The organism is Christensenella tenuis (assembly GCF_014287795.1).
Taxonomy (GTDB): domain Bacteria; phylum Bacillota; class Clostridia; order Christensenellales; family Christensenellaceae; genus Christensenella; species Christensenella tenuis.
The window spans coordinates 77,799-97,616 of the sequence record NZ_JACOON010000006.1 but is presented as its reverse complement, the minus strand read 5'-3'; the positions used below and the strand labels follow the sequence as shown (position 1 = coordinate 97,616).

General features: G+C 52.8%; 18 protein-coding genes and 1 riboswitch. Of the genes, 12 read left to right on the top strand and 6 right to left on the bottom strand.

All coding sequences use genetic code 11. The features are described from left to right. Positions 1-132: 132 nt before the first annotated feature. Positions 133-2,298 carry a penicillin-binding transpeptidase domain-containing protein gene (locus H8S18_RS11465; protein ID WP_186858412.1) on the top strand — a complete coding sequence of 722 codons (2,166 nt, stop codon included), beginning with the start codon at positions 133-135 and terminating at the stop codon, positions 2,296-2,298. A 134-nt stretch (positions 2,299-2,432) separates the two neighbouring features. On the opposite strand, the gene H8S18_RS11460 is transcribed toward H8S18_RS11465, so the two are convergent. The 4 genes from H8S18_RS11460 to serC all read right to left on the bottom strand — a co-directional run bounded on the left by H8S18_RS11460 (position 2,433) and on the right by serC (position 5,966). Then, positions 2,433-2,951: a DUF6125 family protein gene (locus tag H8S18_RS11460; RefSeq protein ID WP_186858411.1), complete on the bottom strand. Its 519-nt coding sequence runs from the start codon at positions 2,949-2,951 to the stop codon at positions 2,433-2,435. A gap of 100 nt (positions 2,952-3,051) precedes the next feature. Continuing rightward, a complete protein-coding gene (locus tag H8S18_RS11455) occupies positions 3,052-3,261 on the bottom strand; it encodes a hypothetical protein (protein ID WP_186858410.1) in 210 nt (69 codons plus the stop codon). 1 nt (position 3,262) lies between these two features. After that, positions 3,263-4,426 carry a phosphoglycerate dehydrogenase gene (locus H8S18_RS11450; protein WP_186858409.1) on the bottom strand — a complete coding sequence of 388 codons (1,164 nt, stop codon included), beginning with the start codon at positions 4,424-4,426 and terminating at the stop codon, positions 3,263-3,265. A gap of 454 nt (positions 4,427-4,880) precedes the next feature. Then, complete coding sequence (gene serC / locus H8S18_RS11445; RefSeq protein ID WP_186858408.1) at positions 4,881-5,966, bottom strand: 3-phosphoserine/phosphohydroxythreonine transaminase; 1,086 nt, start codon at positions 5,964-5,966, stop codon at positions 4,881-4,883. A 316-nt stretch (positions 5,967-6,282) separates the two neighbouring features. On the opposite strand from serC, the gene H8S18_RS11440 reads away from it, so the two are divergent. The 7 genes from H8S18_RS11440 (at position 6,283) to H8S18_RS11415 (ending at position 13,919) form a co-directional block, all read left to right on the top strand. Continuing rightward, entirely contained in the window at positions 6,283-7,599 is a 1,317-nt protein-coding gene (locus H8S18_RS11440; RefSeq protein WP_330598768.1) for a replication-associated recombination protein A, read from the top strand. Between the two features lie 116 nt (positions 7,600-7,715). Further along, positions 7,716-8,096 (top strand): hypothetical protein, encoded by a 381-nt coding sequence (locus H8S18_RS11435; protein ID WP_186858407.1) that lies wholly within the window; start codon positions 7,716-7,718, stop codon positions 8,094-8,096. 131 nt (positions 8,097-8,227) lie between these two features. Then, positions 8,228-8,359, top strand: a complete 132-nt coding sequence (locus H8S18_RS14860) for a hypothetical protein (protein WP_279288465.1) — start codon at positions 8,228-8,230, stop codon at positions 8,357-8,359. Positions 8,360-8,509: 150 nt separating this feature from the next. Next, a riboswitch (FMN riboswitch) is annotated at positions 8,510-8,627 on the top strand. 80 nt (positions 8,628-8,707) lie between these two features. Next, the gene (locus tag H8S18_RS11430; protein WP_243165137.1) at positions 8,708-9,331 is read left to right on the top strand and encodes an ECF transporter S component; all 624 of its coding nucleotides are present in this window, start codon (positions 8,708-8,710) and stop codon (positions 9,329-9,331) included. Next, positions 9,328-9,921 (top strand): pyridoxamine 5'-phosphate oxidase family protein, encoded by a 594-nt coding sequence (locus H8S18_RS11425; RefSeq protein WP_186858405.1) that lies wholly within the window; start codon positions 9,328-9,330, stop codon positions 9,919-9,921. Before H8S18_RS11430 ends, H8S18_RS11425 begins: the two co-directional genes overlap by 4 nt. A 431-nt stretch (positions 9,922-10,352) precedes the next feature. After that, positions 10,353-13,463 carry an isoleucine--tRNA ligase gene (gene ileS / locus H8S18_RS11420; RefSeq protein WP_186858404.1) on the top strand — a complete coding sequence of 1,037 codons (3,111 nt, stop codon included), beginning with the start codon at positions 10,353-10,355 and terminating at the stop codon, positions 13,461-13,463. A gap of 114 nt (positions 13,464-13,577) precedes the next feature. After that, positions 13,578-13,919, top strand: coding sequence for a hypothetical protein (locus tag H8S18_RS11415; RefSeq protein ID WP_186858403.1), 342 nt, complete (start codon positions 13,578-13,580; stop codon positions 13,917-13,919). Here H8S18_RS11415 and H8S18_RS11410 read toward each other — a convergent pair. Then, positions 13,892-14,095 (bottom strand): hypothetical protein, encoded by a 204-nt coding sequence (locus H8S18_RS11410; protein ID WP_186858402.1) that lies wholly within the window; start codon positions 14,093-14,095, stop codon positions 13,892-13,894. The two genes, H8S18_RS11415 and H8S18_RS11410, sit on opposite strands and share 28 nt — an antisense overlap. A 132-nt stretch (positions 14,096-14,227) precedes the next feature. Here H8S18_RS11410 and H8S18_RS11405 point away from each other — a divergent pair, with 132 nt between their 5' ends. From H8S18_RS11405 to H8S18_RS11395, 3 genes are all read left to right on the top strand, one after another. Beyond that, positions 14,228-14,437, top strand: a complete 210-nt coding sequence (locus H8S18_RS11405) for an Arc family DNA-binding protein (protein ID WP_243165136.1) — start codon at positions 14,228-14,230, stop codon at positions 14,435-14,437. A 190-nt stretch (positions 14,438-14,627) separates the two neighbouring features. Further along, positions 14,628-16,610: a transketolase gene (tkt, locus tag H8S18_RS11400; protein WP_186858401.1), complete on the top strand. Its 1,983-nt coding sequence runs from the start codon at positions 14,628-14,630 to the stop codon at positions 16,608-16,610. Between the two features lie 491 nt (positions 16,611-17,101). After that, positions 17,102-17,542 carry an OsmC family protein gene (locus tag H8S18_RS11395; protein WP_186858400.1) on the top strand — a complete coding sequence of 147 codons (441 nt, stop codon included), beginning with the start codon at positions 17,102-17,104 and terminating at the stop codon, positions 17,540-17,542. Positions 17,543-17,919: 377 nt separating this feature from the next. On the opposite strand, the gene H8S18_RS11390 is transcribed toward H8S18_RS11395, so the two are convergent. Continuing rightward, a complete protein-coding gene (locus tag H8S18_RS11390; RefSeq protein ID WP_186858399.1) occupies positions 17,920-18,786 on the bottom strand; it encodes an MBL fold metallo-hydrolase in 867 nt (288 codons plus the stop codon). Between the two features lie 141 nt (positions 18,787-18,927). Here H8S18_RS11390 and H8S18_RS11385 point away from each other — a divergent pair, with 141 nt between their 5' ends. Next, positions 18,928-19,815 (top strand): amino acid kinase family protein, encoded by an 888-nt coding sequence (locus H8S18_RS11385; protein WP_207721753.1) that lies wholly within the window; start codon positions 18,928-18,930, stop codon positions 19,813-19,815. Positions 19,816-19,818: the final 3 nt, after the last annotated feature.

The window sequence follows — 19,818 nt, the reverse complement described above, 5'->3', positions numbered from 1 at the left end:
ATAGTATAATGGTACAAAAATGAGCTGTGGGAAAGGGCCGGAAAGCCGGAGGAATAGCCCTTGCCATTGCGTGTGCGGCGTTTTTCCTGCAGACGGTTTGTTCATTGATTGGCTACTGGTAAAAGGAAACCTATGAAAAAGAAACTTCTTATTTATACACTTGTGCTTCTGATGCTTATTTCATCCACTGCGGCCGGGCTTACGGGCTGTTCCGCCGCCCGGGAAAGCGCCGACAGCGTGGGTAGCGCTTTTGTCAGCAAGCTTGTCTCCCGCGACTATGCGGGGGCGTTCGATTATGTGTATGTGCTTACGTCGGACGTCAATACGAGGGAAGAATTTGCGGCGCGTTTCACAAATATTTATGACGCGTTGGAAATTTCCGACGTCAAGCTTGTCTCCCGCAGCGTGGAACCGGTTTCCGATAACGAATATGAGCTAAAGTATTCGCTCGCGCTTACCAGCAAGCTCCTGGGCGTGCTCACGTACGAGTATTCCGCAGACATTGTCGCGGGGCCGCAGGGATATACGGTGCTGTATACCCCAAGCCTTATTCTGCCGCAGCTCTCGGAGGGCGATAAGGTGCGGTCCACGACGCAGACGGGCGCGCGCGGGGAAATTTTTTCCGCAGACGGCGCGGTGCTCGCCAAAAACGATTATGCGGACAGCGTGTATATCGACCTTGAAAAAGGGCCGGATATCGAGGAAGTAAAATCCTTCCTGTCACAAAATTTTGCGGCGGACACGGAAAAAATCCAGAAAAAATATGATAATGCGGTAGAAAAAGGCTATCCGCTCGAAGTATTGCTCTCCTATCCCAAAGGGACGATTACGGACGAGCAAAAGGAGGCCATTGCGGGCATAAACGGCCTCGGGTTTGACAATTCCCGTTTTTCACCCGTGCGGTATTATCCATTGAAAGACGATGCGGCCCACATCATCGGGTACCTCGGTTCGCCGTCTGAAGAGCAGCTGGCGGCAAACGAAGACCTGTCGGAATATTCCACCGTGGGAAAGTCCGGGCTTGAAATGCAATACGAGGATATCCTGCGCGGCAGCGACGGACGGATAATCTATATTGAAGACGAAAAGGGCAACCTCAAACAGATCCTGTTCGAAGATGAAAAGACGGACGGCCAGAATATTGAGCTTTCCATCAACTCCAAAACGCAGGAACGCGCATACACGTTGATGGCGTCCAACCTTGTGGACGGGCAAAGCGGCGCGGTCATCGTGATGGATTACACAACGGGCGCGGTAGAAACGATGGTTTCCTATCCGTCGTTCGACAATAACCTGTTCAACTTTCCATTGGAAGAAGAAACATGGAATTATTACAATGACGACGAAGACAACCCGCTTTACAACCGCGCGATCCAGTCGGCCTATATGCCGGGTTCTTCGTTCAAGCCGTTTTCCTCGCTGCCTGCCATTGAGGCGGGGCTGCTTGACGCGGATTCCGTTCCGCCGATCACAAAGAAGCAGCCGCATTCCGAGGGCAACGAAAGCGGATCCTACAGTTGGACGCCGGACGTTGAAGGCTGGCATTCGGGGGCGATTTTCTCTAAAACCGTTGCGGAATCGCCCTATAATTACGAAATGGCGATGAAATCGTCCGATAACATCTTTTTCGCTTACTATGCTTTGCAGGCCGGGGTCGATCCCTTTAAATCCTATATGGAAAAGATCGGGATCGGCGAAGCGCCGCAGTTTGAACTGCCGGTGACAGCCTCCAGTATGCTGAGCCAGTCTGAAGATGAGGTCGACTGGCTGGACTGGCTGGCACGTACCGGTTACGGCACGGGCGAGCTCGTAATTACTCCGCTCCAGCTTGCATGCATGTATACTGCCATTGAAAACGGCGGAACTATGGTAAACCCCCATATTGTAAACCGCACCTTCACCATCGAAGGGGAGGACGAGACAGAGACAACGATAGAGGAAACATCCCCCTCCGCTTTCAAAGAGGGAACGATGAGCCAAAAGGCCATCGACATTATCAGGCCCGCCTTAAAGCGCGTTATGGTGGACGGGACGGGCTATGAAGCACACCTCGGAGACAGGAATGTCCTCGGAAAAACGGGAACCGCGCAGGTAGGAGCAAACAACTCACGCGAGGTAAACTGGATCGTTGCCCTCAATGAGGATGACGGGAAGCTGTACCTTGTGGTCGTGGAAACGGATACGGACGAGGGGACGGTCCCCAAAACGTCCATCTTGCGCGGCCTCGTAGACGAAACCGCCTATTCGGAGATGCTGACGGGGGTGGAGAACAGCGGAAAAGCGGCTCAAGAGGAATGAAAAGCAAAGAACGGATAAAAAGCAGATAAGGAATTTTCCGGCAGCAAAAACGCTGCGCGGGAAAGATAAAAAGCAAAATAAAATAAGGGGGCTGTTTCTTTGAGGAACAGCCCCCTTGCGCCTCTTGGTAGAACTTATTCGTGCAGTGTGAACAGCCATGAACATGCGCACGTATCGTCCGTGATTTCCGGATAACAACTCAGGCATTCGCAGCTGATACGCGGATCGATCGTGCGGGCAAACCCGGCATATTCGATCTCTCCGACAGGCTTGCACGGATGGAATTCCATATTTTTGCGTCCACGCGCGTTTTGTACCCGGCAGGAGAGGGTGCGGTATAAAAGCGTATTTCCGTGCAGGATGGCTTCATCTTCGTTGATGTTCGCGTAAAACCGCAGGGAAAGCGCTTTTTTGAGGCCGTTGAGTCCCGCGTATTCGGGCAGGTCCAGAAATTTTTTGATCCTGCGCGCTTCGATCACGGTAAACCGCTCCCATGCCCGCGCATCGTGCAGCATGGCTTCGTCCATACCCAGCTTCTGTTCGATGGACTGAAACCACACGCCGTCGAGCGCCAGCCAGTTTTTAGAATAGAGGCCGACCAGGCGAATCAGCTCTTCTTTTGATAAATCGTCCAATGCTTCGTTGTGCTTCATCAGGGCTCCTTTCAATCCATTGAAAAAGACGGCGCAGCACGGGAATCTTCCGGTTTCTTGGTGCCGGATGAGCCCTAAGCCACGCCGCCTCTGTTTCAGGTTAATACTTCCGGTTCTTTTTAAACGCCCGGGCAAACAGGATAAAGACAATGAACTGCACCGCACAGGCTGCAACCGCAAAAATGCGGATGGCCCACTGCGCGGCAGTGCCCATATCCGGGCTTTTCAGCGTAAAGAACAACAGGGAAATTGCCGTTATGAGAACGGCGCTTGTTGCGATGAGGATAATTCCCCATTTTTTTTCGCTCATGTCAGATCACACGCAGTTTGATGACGCCGTCAATCGAGATGATTTCGTCAATTGCTTCCTGCGAAATTTCATGATCGAGATTCAGCACCGTATATGCGATATCCCCGCGGGATTTATTGGCCATATCCGCAATATTAAGGCTGTATTTCGCAATGGTGTTGGTAATCTGCCCCACCATATTTGTGAGGTTTTTATGGATGACCGTTACGCGTACCGCATCAGACGGCGGCACGATGCACTCCGGCATATTGACGGAATTGACGATCGTACCCGTCTCAAAGAAATCGCGCAATTGTTTTGCGGCCATCACCGCACAGTTTTCTTCACTCTCAGGTGTAGAAGCGCCAAGATGGGGGATCGCAAGCACATTCGGGTGGCAGAGCATATCGTCGTCCGGAAAATCCGTCACATATTTCTTTACCTTGCCGCTCTCCATCGCATCGAACAGGGACGTCGTCTTCACGAGGCCGCCGCGGGCGAAGTTGAGGACGATCACGCCATCTTTCATCTTGGAAAACTCGGGTGTGCTCAAAAAGCCCTTTGTTTTATCGTTCTGGGGAATGTGCAGGGTAATGAAATCCGCTTTTTCAAGCAGTTCGTCCAGCTTTTCCGCCTTATGCGTGTACATGGAGATCGACCATGCCCTGTCCACTGACAGGAACGGGTCGTAGCCGATGACGTTCATGCCGATGGCCGAAGCCGCGTTCGCCACCATGATGCCGATGGCCCCAAGGCCGATCACGCCGAGGGTCTTGCCTTTGACCTCGCCGCCCACAAACTGGCCCTTACCCTTTTCCACCAGCGCTGGAACGCCGTCCTGGCCCTTTAAGGTCTTGGCCCAGTCGTATGCCTCGGGAAGGTTGCGCGAAGCCGCGATCATCGCCCCAATCACCAGTTCCTTCACGCCGTTTGCGTTCGCGCCGGGCGTGTTGAACACCACGATACCCTTTTCCGTGCACTGGTCGATCGGGATGTTGTTCGTTCCCGCGCCCGCCCGCGCAATGGCGACGGTATTTTCCGAAAAATCCATGCCGTGGCAGTCTGCGCTGCGCACGATGAACCCTTCGCTGTCGTCTTCCAGATGGGATGAAACGTTGTAGTTTTCCTTCGGAAGATAATCGTAAATCACGGGCGATATTTTATTCAGCTTTTTGATTGTATGCATAATATTGCTCCTTTCTTACGTCGCAGCATGCCCTTTTCGTTCGTTTCCTGCGCTAACGCTTCGGAAATTTCACTCTACGGGCAGCTGCTCCTTTTCCCCAAACGACTCATTCGCTTCGCTCATTCGAGTCGCCCGGGGCCCTTTGCGCCCTGCGGCATGCCCTTTTCGTTCGTTTCCTGCGCTAACGCTTCGGAAATTTCACTCTACGGGCAGCTGCTCCTTTTCCCCAAACGACTCATTCGCTTCGCTCATTCGAGTCGCCCGGGGCCCTTTGCGCCCTGCGGCATGCCCTTTTCGTTCGTTTCCTGCGCTAACGCTTCGGAAATTTCACTCTACGGGCAGCTGCTCCTTTTCCCCAAACGACTCATTCGCTTCGCTCATTCGAGTCGCCCGGGGCCCTTTGCGCCCTGCGACGCGTTTGCTTTCAGAAGAAGCTGCGCCTCTCCCGGATTTTTTACCTGTGTTTTGCTTCAAACTCCGCCATGAACGCGATCAGGGTGCGCACGCCGTCTTCGGGCATCGCGTTATAAATGCTCGCGCGCATGCCGCCCACGCTGCGGTGCCCCTTGAGGTTCACAAGGCCTGCCTTTTTCGCTTCGGCGACAAATTCCTTATCGAGCTCCGCGTCTCCCGTCACAAAAGGTACGTTCATCATCGAACGGTCCGCGCCCGAGACGGTTGCGCTGAAGAGGGACGAATTATCGAGGAAATCATACAGCATCGCCGCTTTTTCCCGGTTGATCTTCTCCATTTCAGAAACGCCGCCCAGCTTTTTCAGGTGTTTGAACACCAGCCCCGCGATGTAGATCGCGTAGGTAGGGGGCGTGTTGAACATGGAGCCATTATCCGCATGCGTCTTATAACGCAGCATCGTGGGGATATCTTCCGGTGCGTTTTCCACAAGGTCCTTGCGCGCGATCACGATGGTTACGCCCGCGGGGCCGATGTTTTTCTGCGCGCCCGCGTAAATCAGACCGTAATCCGCCACGTTGATCTCTTCGGAAAGGATGCAGGAGGACATATCGGAGACGAGCGGAAGGTTCCCCACCGGGGGAAGCTTCGTATACTTCGTTCCGTAAATCGTGTTGTTGGAAGTAATGTGTACATAATCGGCATCCGGCGTAAACAGTTCCGCCGAAAGCTTCGGGATATAAGAGAATGTCTTGTCCTCAGAGGACGCGACAACATTCACTTCGCCAAACTTTTTGGCTTCGGCAATCGCCTTCCTCGACCACTGGCCCGTGTTGACCGCATGGATCTTCTTATGCTTTGTCATCAGGTTCATAGGAACCATGGCAAACTGCATGGATGCGCCGCCCTGCAAAAACAGCACGTCGTAATTGTCCGGGATGTTCAGCAGCTCGCGCAGGTCTGCCCCAGCCGTGTCGATAATGCTTTGGTATTCGGCGCTGCGGTGGCTCATTTCCATCACGTTCATACCGCTCTCGCCATACGAAATAAAGTCTTTCTGCGCCTGTTTCAGCACGTCCATAGGCAGGCACGCCGGGCCGGCCGAAAAGTTGTACACTCTTTCTTCCATTACAAGACCTCCTAAAAATTGAAGGACAGGATACAGTGCAGTAAGCCTGTTCTGTCCCAAATATCATATACAAATATCATTATAATATGGGAAAGCCGCATTTTCAATAGAAATACCAAGCTTCTGCCGGGAGACCGGATTCATTTTTCAGGATTGCAGGCAAGCGGGTTAAAATTTTTGGAAACGCACTGAATTTGAACGGGCAATGGTATATAATAGAAATAGTAAAGAAGAAACCGCCGTAAATGCTCTGTGATATGGAGCAAAAGGCCGCCGCGGCAGGAAACGGCGGCAAAGCGGCCGAAGGGAGTAAACCGTGGATTTGTTTTCCGGAAATTTGGAAAAAAGCGCCCCGCTCGCGGACAGGATGCGCCCGCGCAGCCTCGACGAATTTCTGGGGCAGGAGCATATCGTGGGAAAACACACCCTGCTTCGCCGCGCCATCGAGGCGGATAAGCTTGGTTCGTGCATCTTCTGGGGTCCGCCCGGATGCGGAAAAAGCACGCTTGCGGCGATCGTCGCGCATACGACGGGCAGTGATTTTTATAAACTCAATGCGGTCACGAGCGGCGTCAAGGACGTCCGCGAAGTGATCGACAAGGCGGAAAGCAACCTGAAGTTGTACGGCAGGGAAAGCTTCCTGCTGCTCGACGAGTGCCACCGCTGGTCAAAATCACAGTCGGACAGCGTCCTCCCCGCGATGGAAAGCGGGGTCATCAAGCTGATTGGCTCCACGACGGAAAACCCGATGGCCGCAATGACGGGCGCTATCGTTTCCCGCTGCCGCCTGTTCGAATTTTATGCGCTTGACGAAGAGGATATCAAAAAAGCGGTCTTCCGCGCGGCAAAAGACGGGGACCGCGGCTTTGGCAATATGAACCTTACGATTGATGAAGAAGCGGCGGCCCATTGGGCGTCCGTCTCCAACGGGGACGTGCGGAGCGCGCTCAACGCGCTCGAACTTGCGGTGCTCACCACAAAGCCGGACGCAAAGGGCAGGGTGCATATTACTCTCGAGATCGCGGAGCAGTCTATCCAGCAGCGTGCCGTGCGCATGGACGACAACGAATATTACGATATGCTGTCTGCGTTCTGTAAGTCCCTGCGCGGGAGCGACAGCGACGCGGCGCTTTTCTGGTTTGCGCGCATGATCTACGCGGGGGTAGACCCGCGCGTGCCCGTGCGGCGCATGATCGCGCATGCGTCGGAAGACGTGGGCCTCGCGAACCCGAGCGTCCTCAACCAGTGCGTTGCGGCGATGCAGGCGCTTGATTTTAACGGCATGCCGGAGGCGCGCCTCAATATCGCGCAGGCCATTATCTATCTGTGTGAATCGCCCAAAAGCAACAGCGTGCTCCTCGCGGTGGACGCTGCGGCGAAGGCCGCGCGGGAAGCATCGCGGCAGGATGTGCCCGCCTATTTGCAGGATGCGAATTTCGAAAAGGCAAAGCATGAAAAAAAAGGGAAAGACTATAAATACGCGCACGATTACCCGCGGCATTATGTAAAGCAGCAATACCTGCCGGACGAAATGAAAGACCGGGTGTTCTACCGTCCCTCCATGCAGGGCTACGAACAAAAAGTGCACGAATACCGCCGGTTCATCGGCAGGGAAAAGAAGCAGGAAGAATAAAAGAGAAAAAAGAGACGCGGGGCTAACGGCGTATCATAAAATTTTGATTTCCGCCGGCCGTATCTAACAGAAAATGGTTTTTTTATTTCAGCCCGGGGCGGGACGGCGAGGACGTTATGGGAGCGACTGTATTTATTATTTTAATCATCATTGGGATTGTTTCGGCGATGAACGGGGCGATGGGCTCCGCGCTGAAAAAGCATCCCCATTTGCGGAAACCGCGTATTATTTTATGGATATTATTGGGTATCGGGATTGGATATTTAGGAATAGAAGCTATATATGCTATATATAATACCGCTTTTTATGAAATAGAAATATTATATATGCTCTTGATGCTCATGGCAGGAATAGGCTATTTCGCGGCGGACGTATTTTTGGCGGCCTATGGCTTCCAAAAAGCCTATTCGTATTACATTGCCTTGGCGGCCTTTTTTTTCGGTTACTCTGTCTGGTTCCTTTTATTTGGAATACTGATGCTTATAAACGCAATATGAGTCAATAAAGAGTTCGCTGTGCAAGGTGGAATTGGCGCGAGGACGGCAGGTATTGGGGTGCTTTTTGCTTTCCGCGTATCAATAAGATGAGAAAGCCTATAAAATAGCACAGTATGAGCAGGAGGAACCGTATGGTGGAACGGGCAAACAAAAAAACGGGACAGATCGAGCTGACGGATGATATGCTGAAACAGATCGGCGGCGGGGCAGGCGGCAGTGCGGCCTGCGGCTCTTCTTTCGCGTTAAACCTTCGGAAAATTTGAGGGAACGGTTTAAATAGCCCGCTGTTCCTGGAAGGCCGGGAGAAGCCGTTTTGCGGAAGGACGGCGCGGGAGAGAATTCCGCTAAAAAAGCCTGTATTTCCTTGCTATTTTAAAAATATGGTGCTAAAATATAACACGAACATCTGAATAAAATGTCTTCAGGGCGGGGTGCAAGTCCCCACCGGTGGTAATAGCCCACGAGCCGTAAAGCGGTAGATCCGGCGCAATTCCGGAGCCGACAGTATAGTCTGGATGAAAGAAGATATGTGCAGGAAGTCTCGCCCTTTTATTTTTCGAAAAAAGGGACGGGGCTTTTTAATTTCAACCATATCTTCGGAAGGAGATTCAATGAACACAGTCGCAGTCAAAAAGAAAAATACTCTCTTGCAAACACGTTCTATCGCCGGAATGGCTATGCTTGCCGCAGTTTCCTATCTGCTGGCATTTTTGGAATTCAATGTTCCGCTTTCGCCGCCCTTTGCCATGATGGATATTTCAGACCTTCCGGCGCTCATCGGAGCTATGGCAATCAACCCGTTCGCGGGCGTTATTATAGAGCTGGTGAAAAATTTGCTTCAGCTTTTTAGTACCAGTACGGCGGGGATCGGCGAGCTCGCAAACTTCATCATCGGAGCATCGTTTGTGTTCTCCGCAGGCATGTTGTATCATAAGGCGAAATGGAAAGCATGGCTCTCCTGTCTTGTAGGCTCGGCCGTTATGGCAGTTGTTGCGGCGGTGACCAACTATTTTATCCTGCTGCCTATGTTCAGCATGTTCATGCCGATCGATCAGGTCATAGCCTCGTTCGGAACGTTTATTCCATTTATCAAAACACAACTTGACGTTGTATTATATAACGTGATCCCGTTTAACTTCCTCAAGGGGATCGTGATCTCGGCCATCACGCTCCCTGTGTTCCGCAAGCTCGCGCCCGTTTTGGCAGGGCCGTCAGCAAAGAGGAAAACAGCATGAATTATCTTGCGTTTTTACAGAAAGAAATCCACTCGGCGGCCTTTGCGACAATTGCGGCGGATGGCCGCCCGCAGGTACGCATCATCGATATCATGCTCTGTGATGAAAGCAGCCTGTATTTCCTCACAGCAAAGGGAAAGGAATTTTACCGCCAGCTTACCGAGCAGCAATTTGTTGCCGTAACAGGGGTAAAAGATCAGAAAGCCGTATCGCTGCGCGGAAAAGTGCGTATTGCGGATCCGGCTCTGCTCGACGAAATGTTTGAGCAAAACCCCTATATGAAAGAGATCTATCCCGGCAATACCAGAAAAGCGCTGGAAGCCTTTCAAATCTATGAAGGAGAGGGGGAGTTTTTTGATCTCACCTGCAAGCCGGTGTTTCGGGAAGCGTTCACTCTTTCCGGCAGCACGGCGTATGCCCTCTCCTATCATATTATAGACGCCTGCACGGGTTGCGGAAGCTGCCTTGCCGTTTGTCCGCAAAGCTGCATCAGCTCCGCCAGTGTGCCTTACCGGATCGCAGCGGAGCACTGCCTGCACTGCGGCGCGTGCCGGAAAGTCTGCCCAAGCGGTGCCGTGCGGTTTGATTAAAGTTACGGCAGGAGACTTCCAAATACTTTGTATCAACCGGATTTTAGGTAAGATACCCTTTACAAAGCATGTTTCGTACCATATAATGATAGTTACTGAAATATGCTTCGGCGCAGGGACCGGCAAACGTTTCTGAAAGTGGCCCAATAAGCGAGCGGGAGAGGGTGGGAGCCCCGCGGCAACGCTTTCTGAAATTATCACGTGTCCATGGCACGCGCCGCGCGCTCCGCGCGTTACAGCGGAAAAGAGTGTCCCGAAGCACGGCTTGCCGTCCGGGAAATTCAGGTGGTACCGCGAGCTTTCGTCCTGATGAGGGGGGAAGGCTTTTTTGTTTTAATACTGGGGAAAGCGGGCCTGCGGTATGCGCTGGCCGGGCCCGGGCAGGAAAACCACGGCATAGGAAATTTGTAATCGACCGAAGGGGGATAACAATGTACAAAAAAGTTTCAACGGATTTAAAATTCGGGGACCGCGAGCTCGAAGTGCTTGATTTCTGGCATAAAAACAAGATATTCGAGCAGAGCATGAAGGAAAACGGGGACGGCCCCAAGTTTACTTTTTACGACGGCCCGCCGACGGCAAACGGCAAGCCGCACATCGGCCATATCCTGACGCGCTGCATCAAAGACCTGATCCCGCGCTACAAGACCATGCAGGGCTATAACGTTCTGCGCAAAGCGGGATGGGATACGCACGGCCTGCCGGTGGAGCTTGAGGTGGAAAAGATGCTCGGCCTCGACGGAAAAGAACAGATCGAGGAATACGGCGTGGAGCCGTTTATCCAGAAATGCAAGGAATCCGTATGGAAATATAAGGGCGAGTGGGAAAAGATGTCCGACCGCGTGGGTTATTGGGCGGATATGGACGACCCATACGTCACCTATGAAAACGACTATATCGAGTCCGTGTGGTGGTCCTTGAAAGAGATCCACAAAAAAGGACTGCTGTATAAAGGCCACAAAATTGTACCCTACTGCCCGCGCTGCGGCACGGCGCTTTCCTCGCACGAAGTCGCGCAGGGCTATAAAGACGTGAAGGAAACGTCCATCTTCGTGCGTTTCAAAGTGAAGGGCGAGGACGCATATTTCCTCGCGTGGACGACGACCCCATGGACGTTGCCGTCGAATGTGGGCCTGTGCGTAAATCCGGACGAGGAATATGTGCTCGCGCAGGATAAGAACGGCGACCAATATTACCTTGCCAAGGCGCTGTGTGAAACCCTTCTCGGGGAGGATGCGCACATTGTCCGAAAGTTTATGGGAAAAGAGCTTGAATTCAAGGAATACGAGCCGCTCTTCGATTTCGTCCATCCGGATAAAAAAGCGTGGTATATCGTATGCGATACGTATGTCACTTTAACGGACGGCAGCGGCATCGTCCACATCGCGCCCGCGTTCGGCGAAGACGACGCGAATGTCGGCCGCAAATACGGTCTCCCGTTCGTGCAGCTCGTGAAACCGGACGGCACGATGTCGGAGGAAACCGCGTGGCCGGGCGTATTTGTGAAAAAGGCGGATAAACTTATTATCGAAGACTTAAAGGAACGCGGCCTGCTCTTTGCGGAAATGCCGTACGAGCACAGCTATCCGTTCTGCTGGCGGTGCGATACGCCCCTCATCTACTACGCGCGTTCCACATGGTTCATCAAAATGACGGAGCTGAGGGATAATCTCTTAAAGAATAATGCCGGCGTAAACTGGCTGCCCGAAAATATCCGTGACGGACGCATGGGCAACTTCCTTGAAAACGTCATCGATTGGGGCATCTCGCGCGAGCGCTATTGGGGCACCCCGCTTCCGGTATGGACGTGCGGCTGCGGCCATGTGCATGTGGTCGGCTCGCGGGCCGAACTGCGCGAAATGGCGGAGGCGGATGTCCCGGAAGATATCGAACTGCACAAGCCGTTCCTCGACCCGCTCACACTCAAATGTCCGGAATGCGGGGGCAGCATGCGCCGCGTGCCCGAGGTCATCGACTGCTGGTACGACAGCGGCTCCATGCCTTTCGCGCAGTGGCATTATCCTTTTGAGAATAAAGAGGAATTCGAGAGCCATTTCCCGGCGAATTTTATCAGCGAGGCTGTGGACCAGACGCGCGGATGGTTCTATACGCTGCTCGCCATCGGCACGCTGATCTTTGATAAAGCGCCCTTTGAAAACTGCATTGTGCTCGGCCATGTGCAGGATAAAGACGGCCAGAAGATGAGCAAGCACAAAGGCAACGTCGTCGATCCGTGGAGTGTGCTCGATAAGCAGGGTGCGGACGCGGTGCGGTGGTATTTCTATTCGGCGAGCGCGCCGTGGCTGCCTTCGCGTTTTTATGACGAGGCGGTAAGCGAAATGCAGCGCAAATTCATGGGCACGCTGTGGAATACCTATGCGTTTTATATCCTGTATGCGGATATCGACAGCTTCGACCCGACGAAATACGAACTGAAGCCTGCGAACATCATGGACAAATGGGTGCTGTCCCGCCTGAATTCGTTGGTAAAAACCGTGACGGATGACCTCGACAATTACCGCATTGTAGAGCCGTCGAGGGAACTGAATAAGTTTGTGGACGAGCTTTCCAACTGGTATGTGCGCCGCTCGCGCGACCGTTTCTGGGGCGGCGGCATGGAGCAGGATAAAATTGATGCGTTTATGACGCTGTATACGGTGCTCGAGACGCTCACGCGCCTGCTTGCGCCGTTTACGCCCTTCATGACGGAAACGATTTACCAGAACCTCGTGCGCACAAATGACAAGGACGCGCCGCTGTCCGTGCATCTTTGCAAGTGGCCCAAAGCAGACGCGGAACTGATCGATGCGCAGCTTGAACGCGATATGGACGCGGTGCAAAGCGTAGTCAACCTCGGGCGCGCCTGCCGCAATACGGCGAATATCAAAAACCGCCAGCCGGTTGCGAAAATCTTTGTCAGCGGCATCGACCACTTGGACGAAACCTTCCTCGCCGTGATCCGCGGGGAGTTGAACGTAAAGGAAGTAGAGCTCGGCGCGGCCGCGGCGGAATATATTACCTATAACCTGAAGCCGCAAATGCGCACGCTGGGGCCGAAATACGGCAAACTCCTGAATGGAATCCGTACGCATCTCGCGCAGGCGGATGGCATGGCCGTGGTCGGCACGGTTCGCGGCGGGGCGGCCTACGAATTTGAAGTGGACGGAACCCCCGTTTCCCTCATGGAAGAGGATATTCTGGTTGAACCCGCGCAGCGCGAGGGATTTGTGGCCGAAACGGGCGGGGATTTCGCGGTGATTATCGATACGACGCTAACGCCCGAACTGATCGAAGAAGGCAACGTGCGCGAGATCATTTCCAAAGTGCAGACAATGCGCAAGGAAGCGGGCTTCGAGGTGACGGATAAGATTGAGCTTTACGCAAAGGGCAACGATAAAATCACGGCGGTCATGGAAAATAATGAAGACCAGATTTTGAGCGAGGTTCTCGCGCGGGGCGTGCAGTACGGCGTCACAAAGGGCTATGAAAAGGAATGGAGCATCAACGGAGAAAAAGTCATGCTGGGCGTAAAAAAGGTGTAAGGCACACATGGTTTAAAGCGGATATTTGTTTCCCATCGTGCTGCATTATCCGAAAAGCGAAAGAAGGGCTTTGCAACGGCGGAAACGAATCTGAATGATGTCATGGAAGCGGCTATGGGGATCAGCCGGAAGATGGATTTAAAGTTTGAGGAACCCCAAAAGGATATGGATTCCCCGCGCGGGGAGAGCGGAATTCTGCGTGAAGAAATGAACCTCAAATTTGAATTGATTGAAAGCAAGATCGGCGAAAAGACAGCCCGCCGAATCGTGACGCCTGGGCGGAAGATAGAAGCGGTAAAGCATACCCTTATCCAGGAACCCCCTTGCCGATATCGAAGAGCTGAAAAAAGCAAAATAGCAGAAATGAAAATTTGCAGAGGGCTGTCCCGGGGCTTTAACCCGGGGCAGCTCTTTTTGTGCGGCAAAACCTACCGCTGGATAATAAACACGTTGTAGGGCCTGTCCTCCTGCGTGCAGGCTTCCCGCACCTGCTGTACGAGCGGGTTGCCGCGCGTGCAGATCGTCACAGCACGGTCGGCGGTCTTGAGCGCGTCCCCGGGCGTAATCAGCGATTTGACTTTGTTGTAATCGATCAGTTCGATATCTTCTTCCGTGAAAACCAGGATTTTCATGTGGAATAACCTCCTTAATGAATTCATTATAAATGATATTTGCATTCGTTTTAGCCAAATGGATGTGAAATACAGTTATAATGCAAACAGAATGGATGCAATCATCATTCAGTTGAAGGAAGGAAACGAAGCATGAATGTAAAACCGCTTATGCGGGTTAATCAAAAGCCAGCCAAAGCAGGTATGGCCACCTATACACTACGTTTGCCAAGAAATTTACTTGAACAGCTTCACTATGTTGCTGATTATGAAGGCCGTTCCGCAAATATGGAAATCATCCAGCTTATCAAAAGGCATATTGCCGAATTTGAACAAAACCATGGAGAAATCAAAATAAAGTAATTGAAACAGCCCCGCATGAACATGCGGGGCTGTTTTGAACAAATAAGCACAAAATATGTTAATTTATAACATTCAAAGAAAGAATAGACCAGTTTTTTTGGTTGAAATAGGGCTGTGAATCCGATATAATGAAAGTGTTTTTGAGGTTTGACTTTCATTGTAAAAATTTCACAGGAGGATTTCAACCAATATGAGTAAAATTGATAAGCTTGCCGTCAATACCATTCGCGTACTTTCGGCCGAGGCGATCCAAAAAGCAAACAGCGGCCACCCGGGCCTTCCGCTCGGCTCCGCACCCATGGCGTATACGCTGTGGTCCAAGTTCTTAAAACATAATCCGAAAAATCCGCAGTGGAAAAACCGCGACCGGTTTATCCTCAGCGCGGGGCATGCGTCCATGCTGCTGTATTCCCTGCTTCATATGTTCGGATACAAAGTATCGATGGAAGACATCAAAAATTTCCGCCAGTGGGAATCCGTAACGCCGGGCCATCCGGAATACGGCCTTACGGACGGTGTAGAAGCGACTTCCGGCCCGCTCGGACAGGGCATCGCAATGGCGGTTGGCTTTGCGATGGCGGAAGCGCACCTCGCGGCGGAATTCAACCAGCCGGGCTATAATGTAGTAGACCACTATACCTATGCTTTAACGGGCGACGGCTGCCTGCAGGAAGGCGTTTCCGGCGAGGCAAGTTCGTTTGCGGGCACGCAGAAGCTCGGCAAACTGATCGTGCTGTATGATAAGAACGATATCACCATCGAGGGCAACATCGACTGCGCGTTTGACGAAGATGTGAAAAAGCGCTATAAAGCCTATGGCTGGCAGGTGCTCGAGGTAGAGGACGGCAACGAAGACATGAAAGCCATCGCCGCCGCAATCGAGGAAGCCAAGGCAGAAAAGGAGAAACCGTCGCTGATTATCGTTAAGACGTCTATTGCTTACGGCTGCCCGGCCAAGCAGGGAAGCGAATCGAGCCATGGTTCGCCGCTCGGGCAGGACAATATCGACGCGATGAAAAAGAATCTCGGCTGGGAATATGAAGAAGCCTTCGTTGTTCCGGAAGAAGTGAAGAAGCATATCGCGGAACTGCAGGAAGTCTATTCCGCAGAGGAAGCGCAGTGGAACGAGCTGTTCTCGAAATATGCGGCGGAATACCCGCAGCTTGCAGAGCAGTATAAGGCATACTATGCGCCCGTTCCGGAAGATATATTTGATGACGCATATTGGAACTTTGAAGATAAACCGATGGCAACGCGGGATACGTCCAACGTTATCTTAAACAGGCTCGCCGCGAAGGTGCCGAACCTCATGGGCGGCAGTGCGGACCTTGGCCCGGCCAATAAGTCCACCATGAAGGAACGCGCATGGTTCTCACCGCAGGACCGCAAAGGCACGAACGTACACTTTGGCATCCGTGAATTTGCGATGGCGGCAATCTGCAACGGCATGATGCTGCACGGCGGAATCCGCCCCTATTGCGCGACCTTCCTCGTGTTCAGCGATTATATGAAGAGCGCGATCCGTATGTCCGCGCTGATGAAGCTGCCGGTAACATACGTGCTGTCGCACGATTCCATCGGCGTAGGCGAAGACGGCGCGACGCACGAGCCGATCGAGCATCTCGCGGCGCTGCGTGCGACGCCGGGCGTATATATGTGGCGTCCTGCGGACGGGCACGAAACGGCTGCGGCCTACAAGGCGGCGATGACGAAAAATGCTCCCGCGGCAGTTGCGCTCTCCCGCCAGAATCTGCCCCTTTTGAAAGAGACGGGCGAAGGAGCGCTCCGCGGCGCCTATATCTTAAAAGACGGAGGCGAAACGCCGGATGTAATCCTGATCGGTACGGGCAGCGAAGTGGAACTGTGCATGAACGCTGCGGAAGAACTCAAAAAAGACGGCGTCAGCGCGCGCGTGGTTTCTATGCCGTGCATGGACCTGTTCGAAGAACAGGATGCCGCCTACAAAGAGAGCGTACTCCCGAACGCGGTCCGCGCAAGGGTTGCAGTAGAAGCGGGTACGTCCTTCGGCTGGGCGAAATATGTCGGTCTCGACGGCGGCTATGTGACCGTCGATCATTTCGGCGCTTCCGCTCCTGCGGGTGTGTTGTTTGAAAAATTTGGCTTTACAACGGAAGCTGTCGTGAACAAAGCGAAAGAAGTACTTGGAAAATAAACGCAAACAAGGTTTGGAAAAGAGGCCCGGGGCAGTTGCTCCGGGTTTCTTTTTGATGTTTTCGTAGCATGGACGATGAGATATGATGAAATGATTTGAGAGTTAAGATGGTGGTTACGCTTCAAAGGATTGCGCGGGCCTGCGGCGGGCTTGGATAGAAACCAAATGCGCAGAGAAAAAGCGCGCGCATCCCGCAAACGGATGATGCGCCCTGGGCATCATCCGTTGCTCGCTGGGAACGAATTTTGTGATGATGTCATGAAAGGCCTTGCGCCGCAAAGAAACGGCGATAATCCTCAAAGCTGTTTTCCAGTATATGAAAGGATACGGCGCGTGCACGGGCAGGCCCGGCATATCCGTGTGCAGGGATGCGCACATACCCCGGATTTTTTGGGTGAATCCTGTTTCAATCTTTTCAGTTTAGATTATCAATAGGGTAGAGAAGGATAGTTCGCTCATGGGTCATTTGAAAAGAAAGAAGGGGATTTACGATGTTGACGACATTCAAGGCGACGGCAAAGAAGCTGCCGGACGGCCTGCAGGTGGAAACGGAGTCGCGCGGGTTCAAGGTTCTGATGGACGAGCCCAAGAATCTCGGCGGTACGGATGTGAGCCTGAATCCGGTGGAAGATGTGCTGTGCGCGCTGGGCGCGTGCCAGGCGATTTGCGCAGCGGCGTTTGCGCGTTCGCAGGGGATTCGGCTCGATGATTTTTTTGTGGAGCTGGAAGGAGACCTCGACCCGGATGGATTCCAGGGCAAAGCGCCCGTACGCAACGGGTTCCAGGAAATCCGGTTCAAGATGCACATGAAGACGGATGCGGGCCAGGAAGAGGCGGAAAAGTTTGCGGACTTTATCGAAAGCCGCTGTCCGGTAGGCGATTGCCTGCAAAATGGCGTGAAACTGGTACGCTCGGGCGTGGTTGTGGAATAATGCGAAAGCGCGGACCCTGCATAGGAAAATGAAAAAAGTTGTCCAGGTAAGAAAAGGCAGCAGAAGCAAAAAACAGGCATGTGCCCGCGCACATGCCTGTTTTTGGTCTGCAACGGGTTTGTAACTTCCATACGGCGCGTAAAAGACCATGCAGTCACGGCTAAAAAGCAAGCTGGATTGGGAACCGCAATACCCGCGGCAGTAAGCGCCAGGATGTCAAACGAATGATTGGAGGGAACAAAGCGTGGCCCGGCAACCCGGCCCCTATATCTTTTGTGCAGATTCCTTTTTCATTTGTACAAAAGGATCTCTGCGCTTTTTATCCTGCGGCGGCCTTTGCCTGCACGCGGCATATTTTTATGGAAAGATACCGCTTTTTAGTTCCCCCGAATCTCCTTCATCAGCATGGGGACCGTATAACTAAGGTTCAGGTCGAATGCCTTTTCGGGCTGAAGCTCAGCCATAAAGGGCGTATAGAATAATTCCTTGAATTCACAGGCGAGTTCCGCTTCGCCTTTCCCACTTCGCACGCCTGCGGCGGCCCGGCGCATGAATTCTTTGTTCCAATAAACGGCGTTTTTAATAAATTCTGCACACGTCCGCCCTTCGAGCAGGCTACCGTGCGGCGTAAGGATTTTTTCCGCGCCCAACGCGGCAAGCTTTTCCACGGATTGCATCGCAAGACCGTAGCCCACCATATAGCAGGGCATTACCACCCCGTTTCCCGCGTCTACGCCCAATGTTTCGCACGAAAGCAGCAGCTTTTCTTCTTCGCACCAGAAGGCGGTACAGCATTTTGTGTGCCCGGGTGCGGCGATCGCCTGCAGCTTCATAGGGCCGAGGTCAATCATATCGCCGTCGGATACGGTGATATCGATATGAAGCCGGTCAGTCCGGTCTTCATATGTATCCACGCCCGCAAGCCGGGCGGCATTGTCGTTCATCTCCCGCATCACTGCGCGTGCGGACGGCTTTTCGAGGATTTTTTTTGCATATGCGCTGCCCGCGACTTTTACGCCCGGCCATGCATCCTGCATATATGCGCTGCCCGAGGCATGGTCGTAATGCGAATGGGTAAGCAGCACATAATCGAGCGGCCGGCCCTGCAAAACATCTTTGATATTGGCGGCCATACGCCCGGCGCTGTAGCTGAATCCTGAATCAATCAATGCGGTTTTACCGCCCGTTACCAGCAAAAATGCTTCGCCTCCGGGCGCGCCGCCGACATTTGTAATGGAATACATCCTGTCCTCCTTTCGCTGCATGGATATCCGCCCTTTATTGTACTGCAAGGCCCGCGGGCCGCGCAAGGCCGCTATTGTACTTATCACAGAAATGTTGTATATTTAATTTGATTTGATTTTTATTGTAAAGGACAGGAAAACATGGCAGAACAGAAGCTGCGGGGGAGTTTCTCCAATTTCCCGGTGAACCCGGACGATACGGAACTGATTAATTTTGACGTAGTCGTGAAGATCGGTTCCATGGCGCTCATCCGCAAAGAAGACAACGACATCGATTACAATATTTTTTCAAGGCTCGCCGCCAGCCTGAAACCGGGATATATCCTCGTTTCATCGGGCGCGACGGAAATCGGGCGTATCGATTACATGAAACGCAACGGCGGGCGTGAGCTCAAAGGGAACCTCGCTGCGATCAAAACGGCCTATTCCGCGCAGGGGCAGCCAATCCTGATGGAAATGTACCGCCAGTTTGTGAATCCTAAATATTCGGTGCGGCAGGTGCTGGTGGAGCATAGCCATTTCAACGATGAGCGCAAGGTGAACCACATCCGCAACCTGCTCTTTTCCGCTGCCAACCAGAACGCCATCCCGATTGTGAACTATAACGACGCGGTTTCCGATACGGAGAATATGCACCTTGAGCTCCGCGACCTGAAACGTAAAACAGATCATGTTGTGGAGTGTGTGGATAACGACGAAACGGCCGCCGTGATCGCCCGGCTTGTGAATGCGCGTATCCTTGTGCTGCTCACAAGTGTGGATGGTATTTATGCCGACGCAGGGGATCCTTCCACGCTGATCGAGGAAGTTGTGGGCGATACCTATGAGGAAGTGGAACAAAAGATCGACGAAATGATGGAAAACTGCAATGGCGCGTCCCGGCAGGGGGCAAACGGCGCCAAAGCAAAGCTCCAGTTTGCTAAAGGCCCGCTTAGAAGCGGCACGACGGTCATCATTGCGCACGCGCGGCACAAGCTTTCCGATATCATCAAGGGAAATGTGAAACGCACTCTATTACACATCAAATAAAAG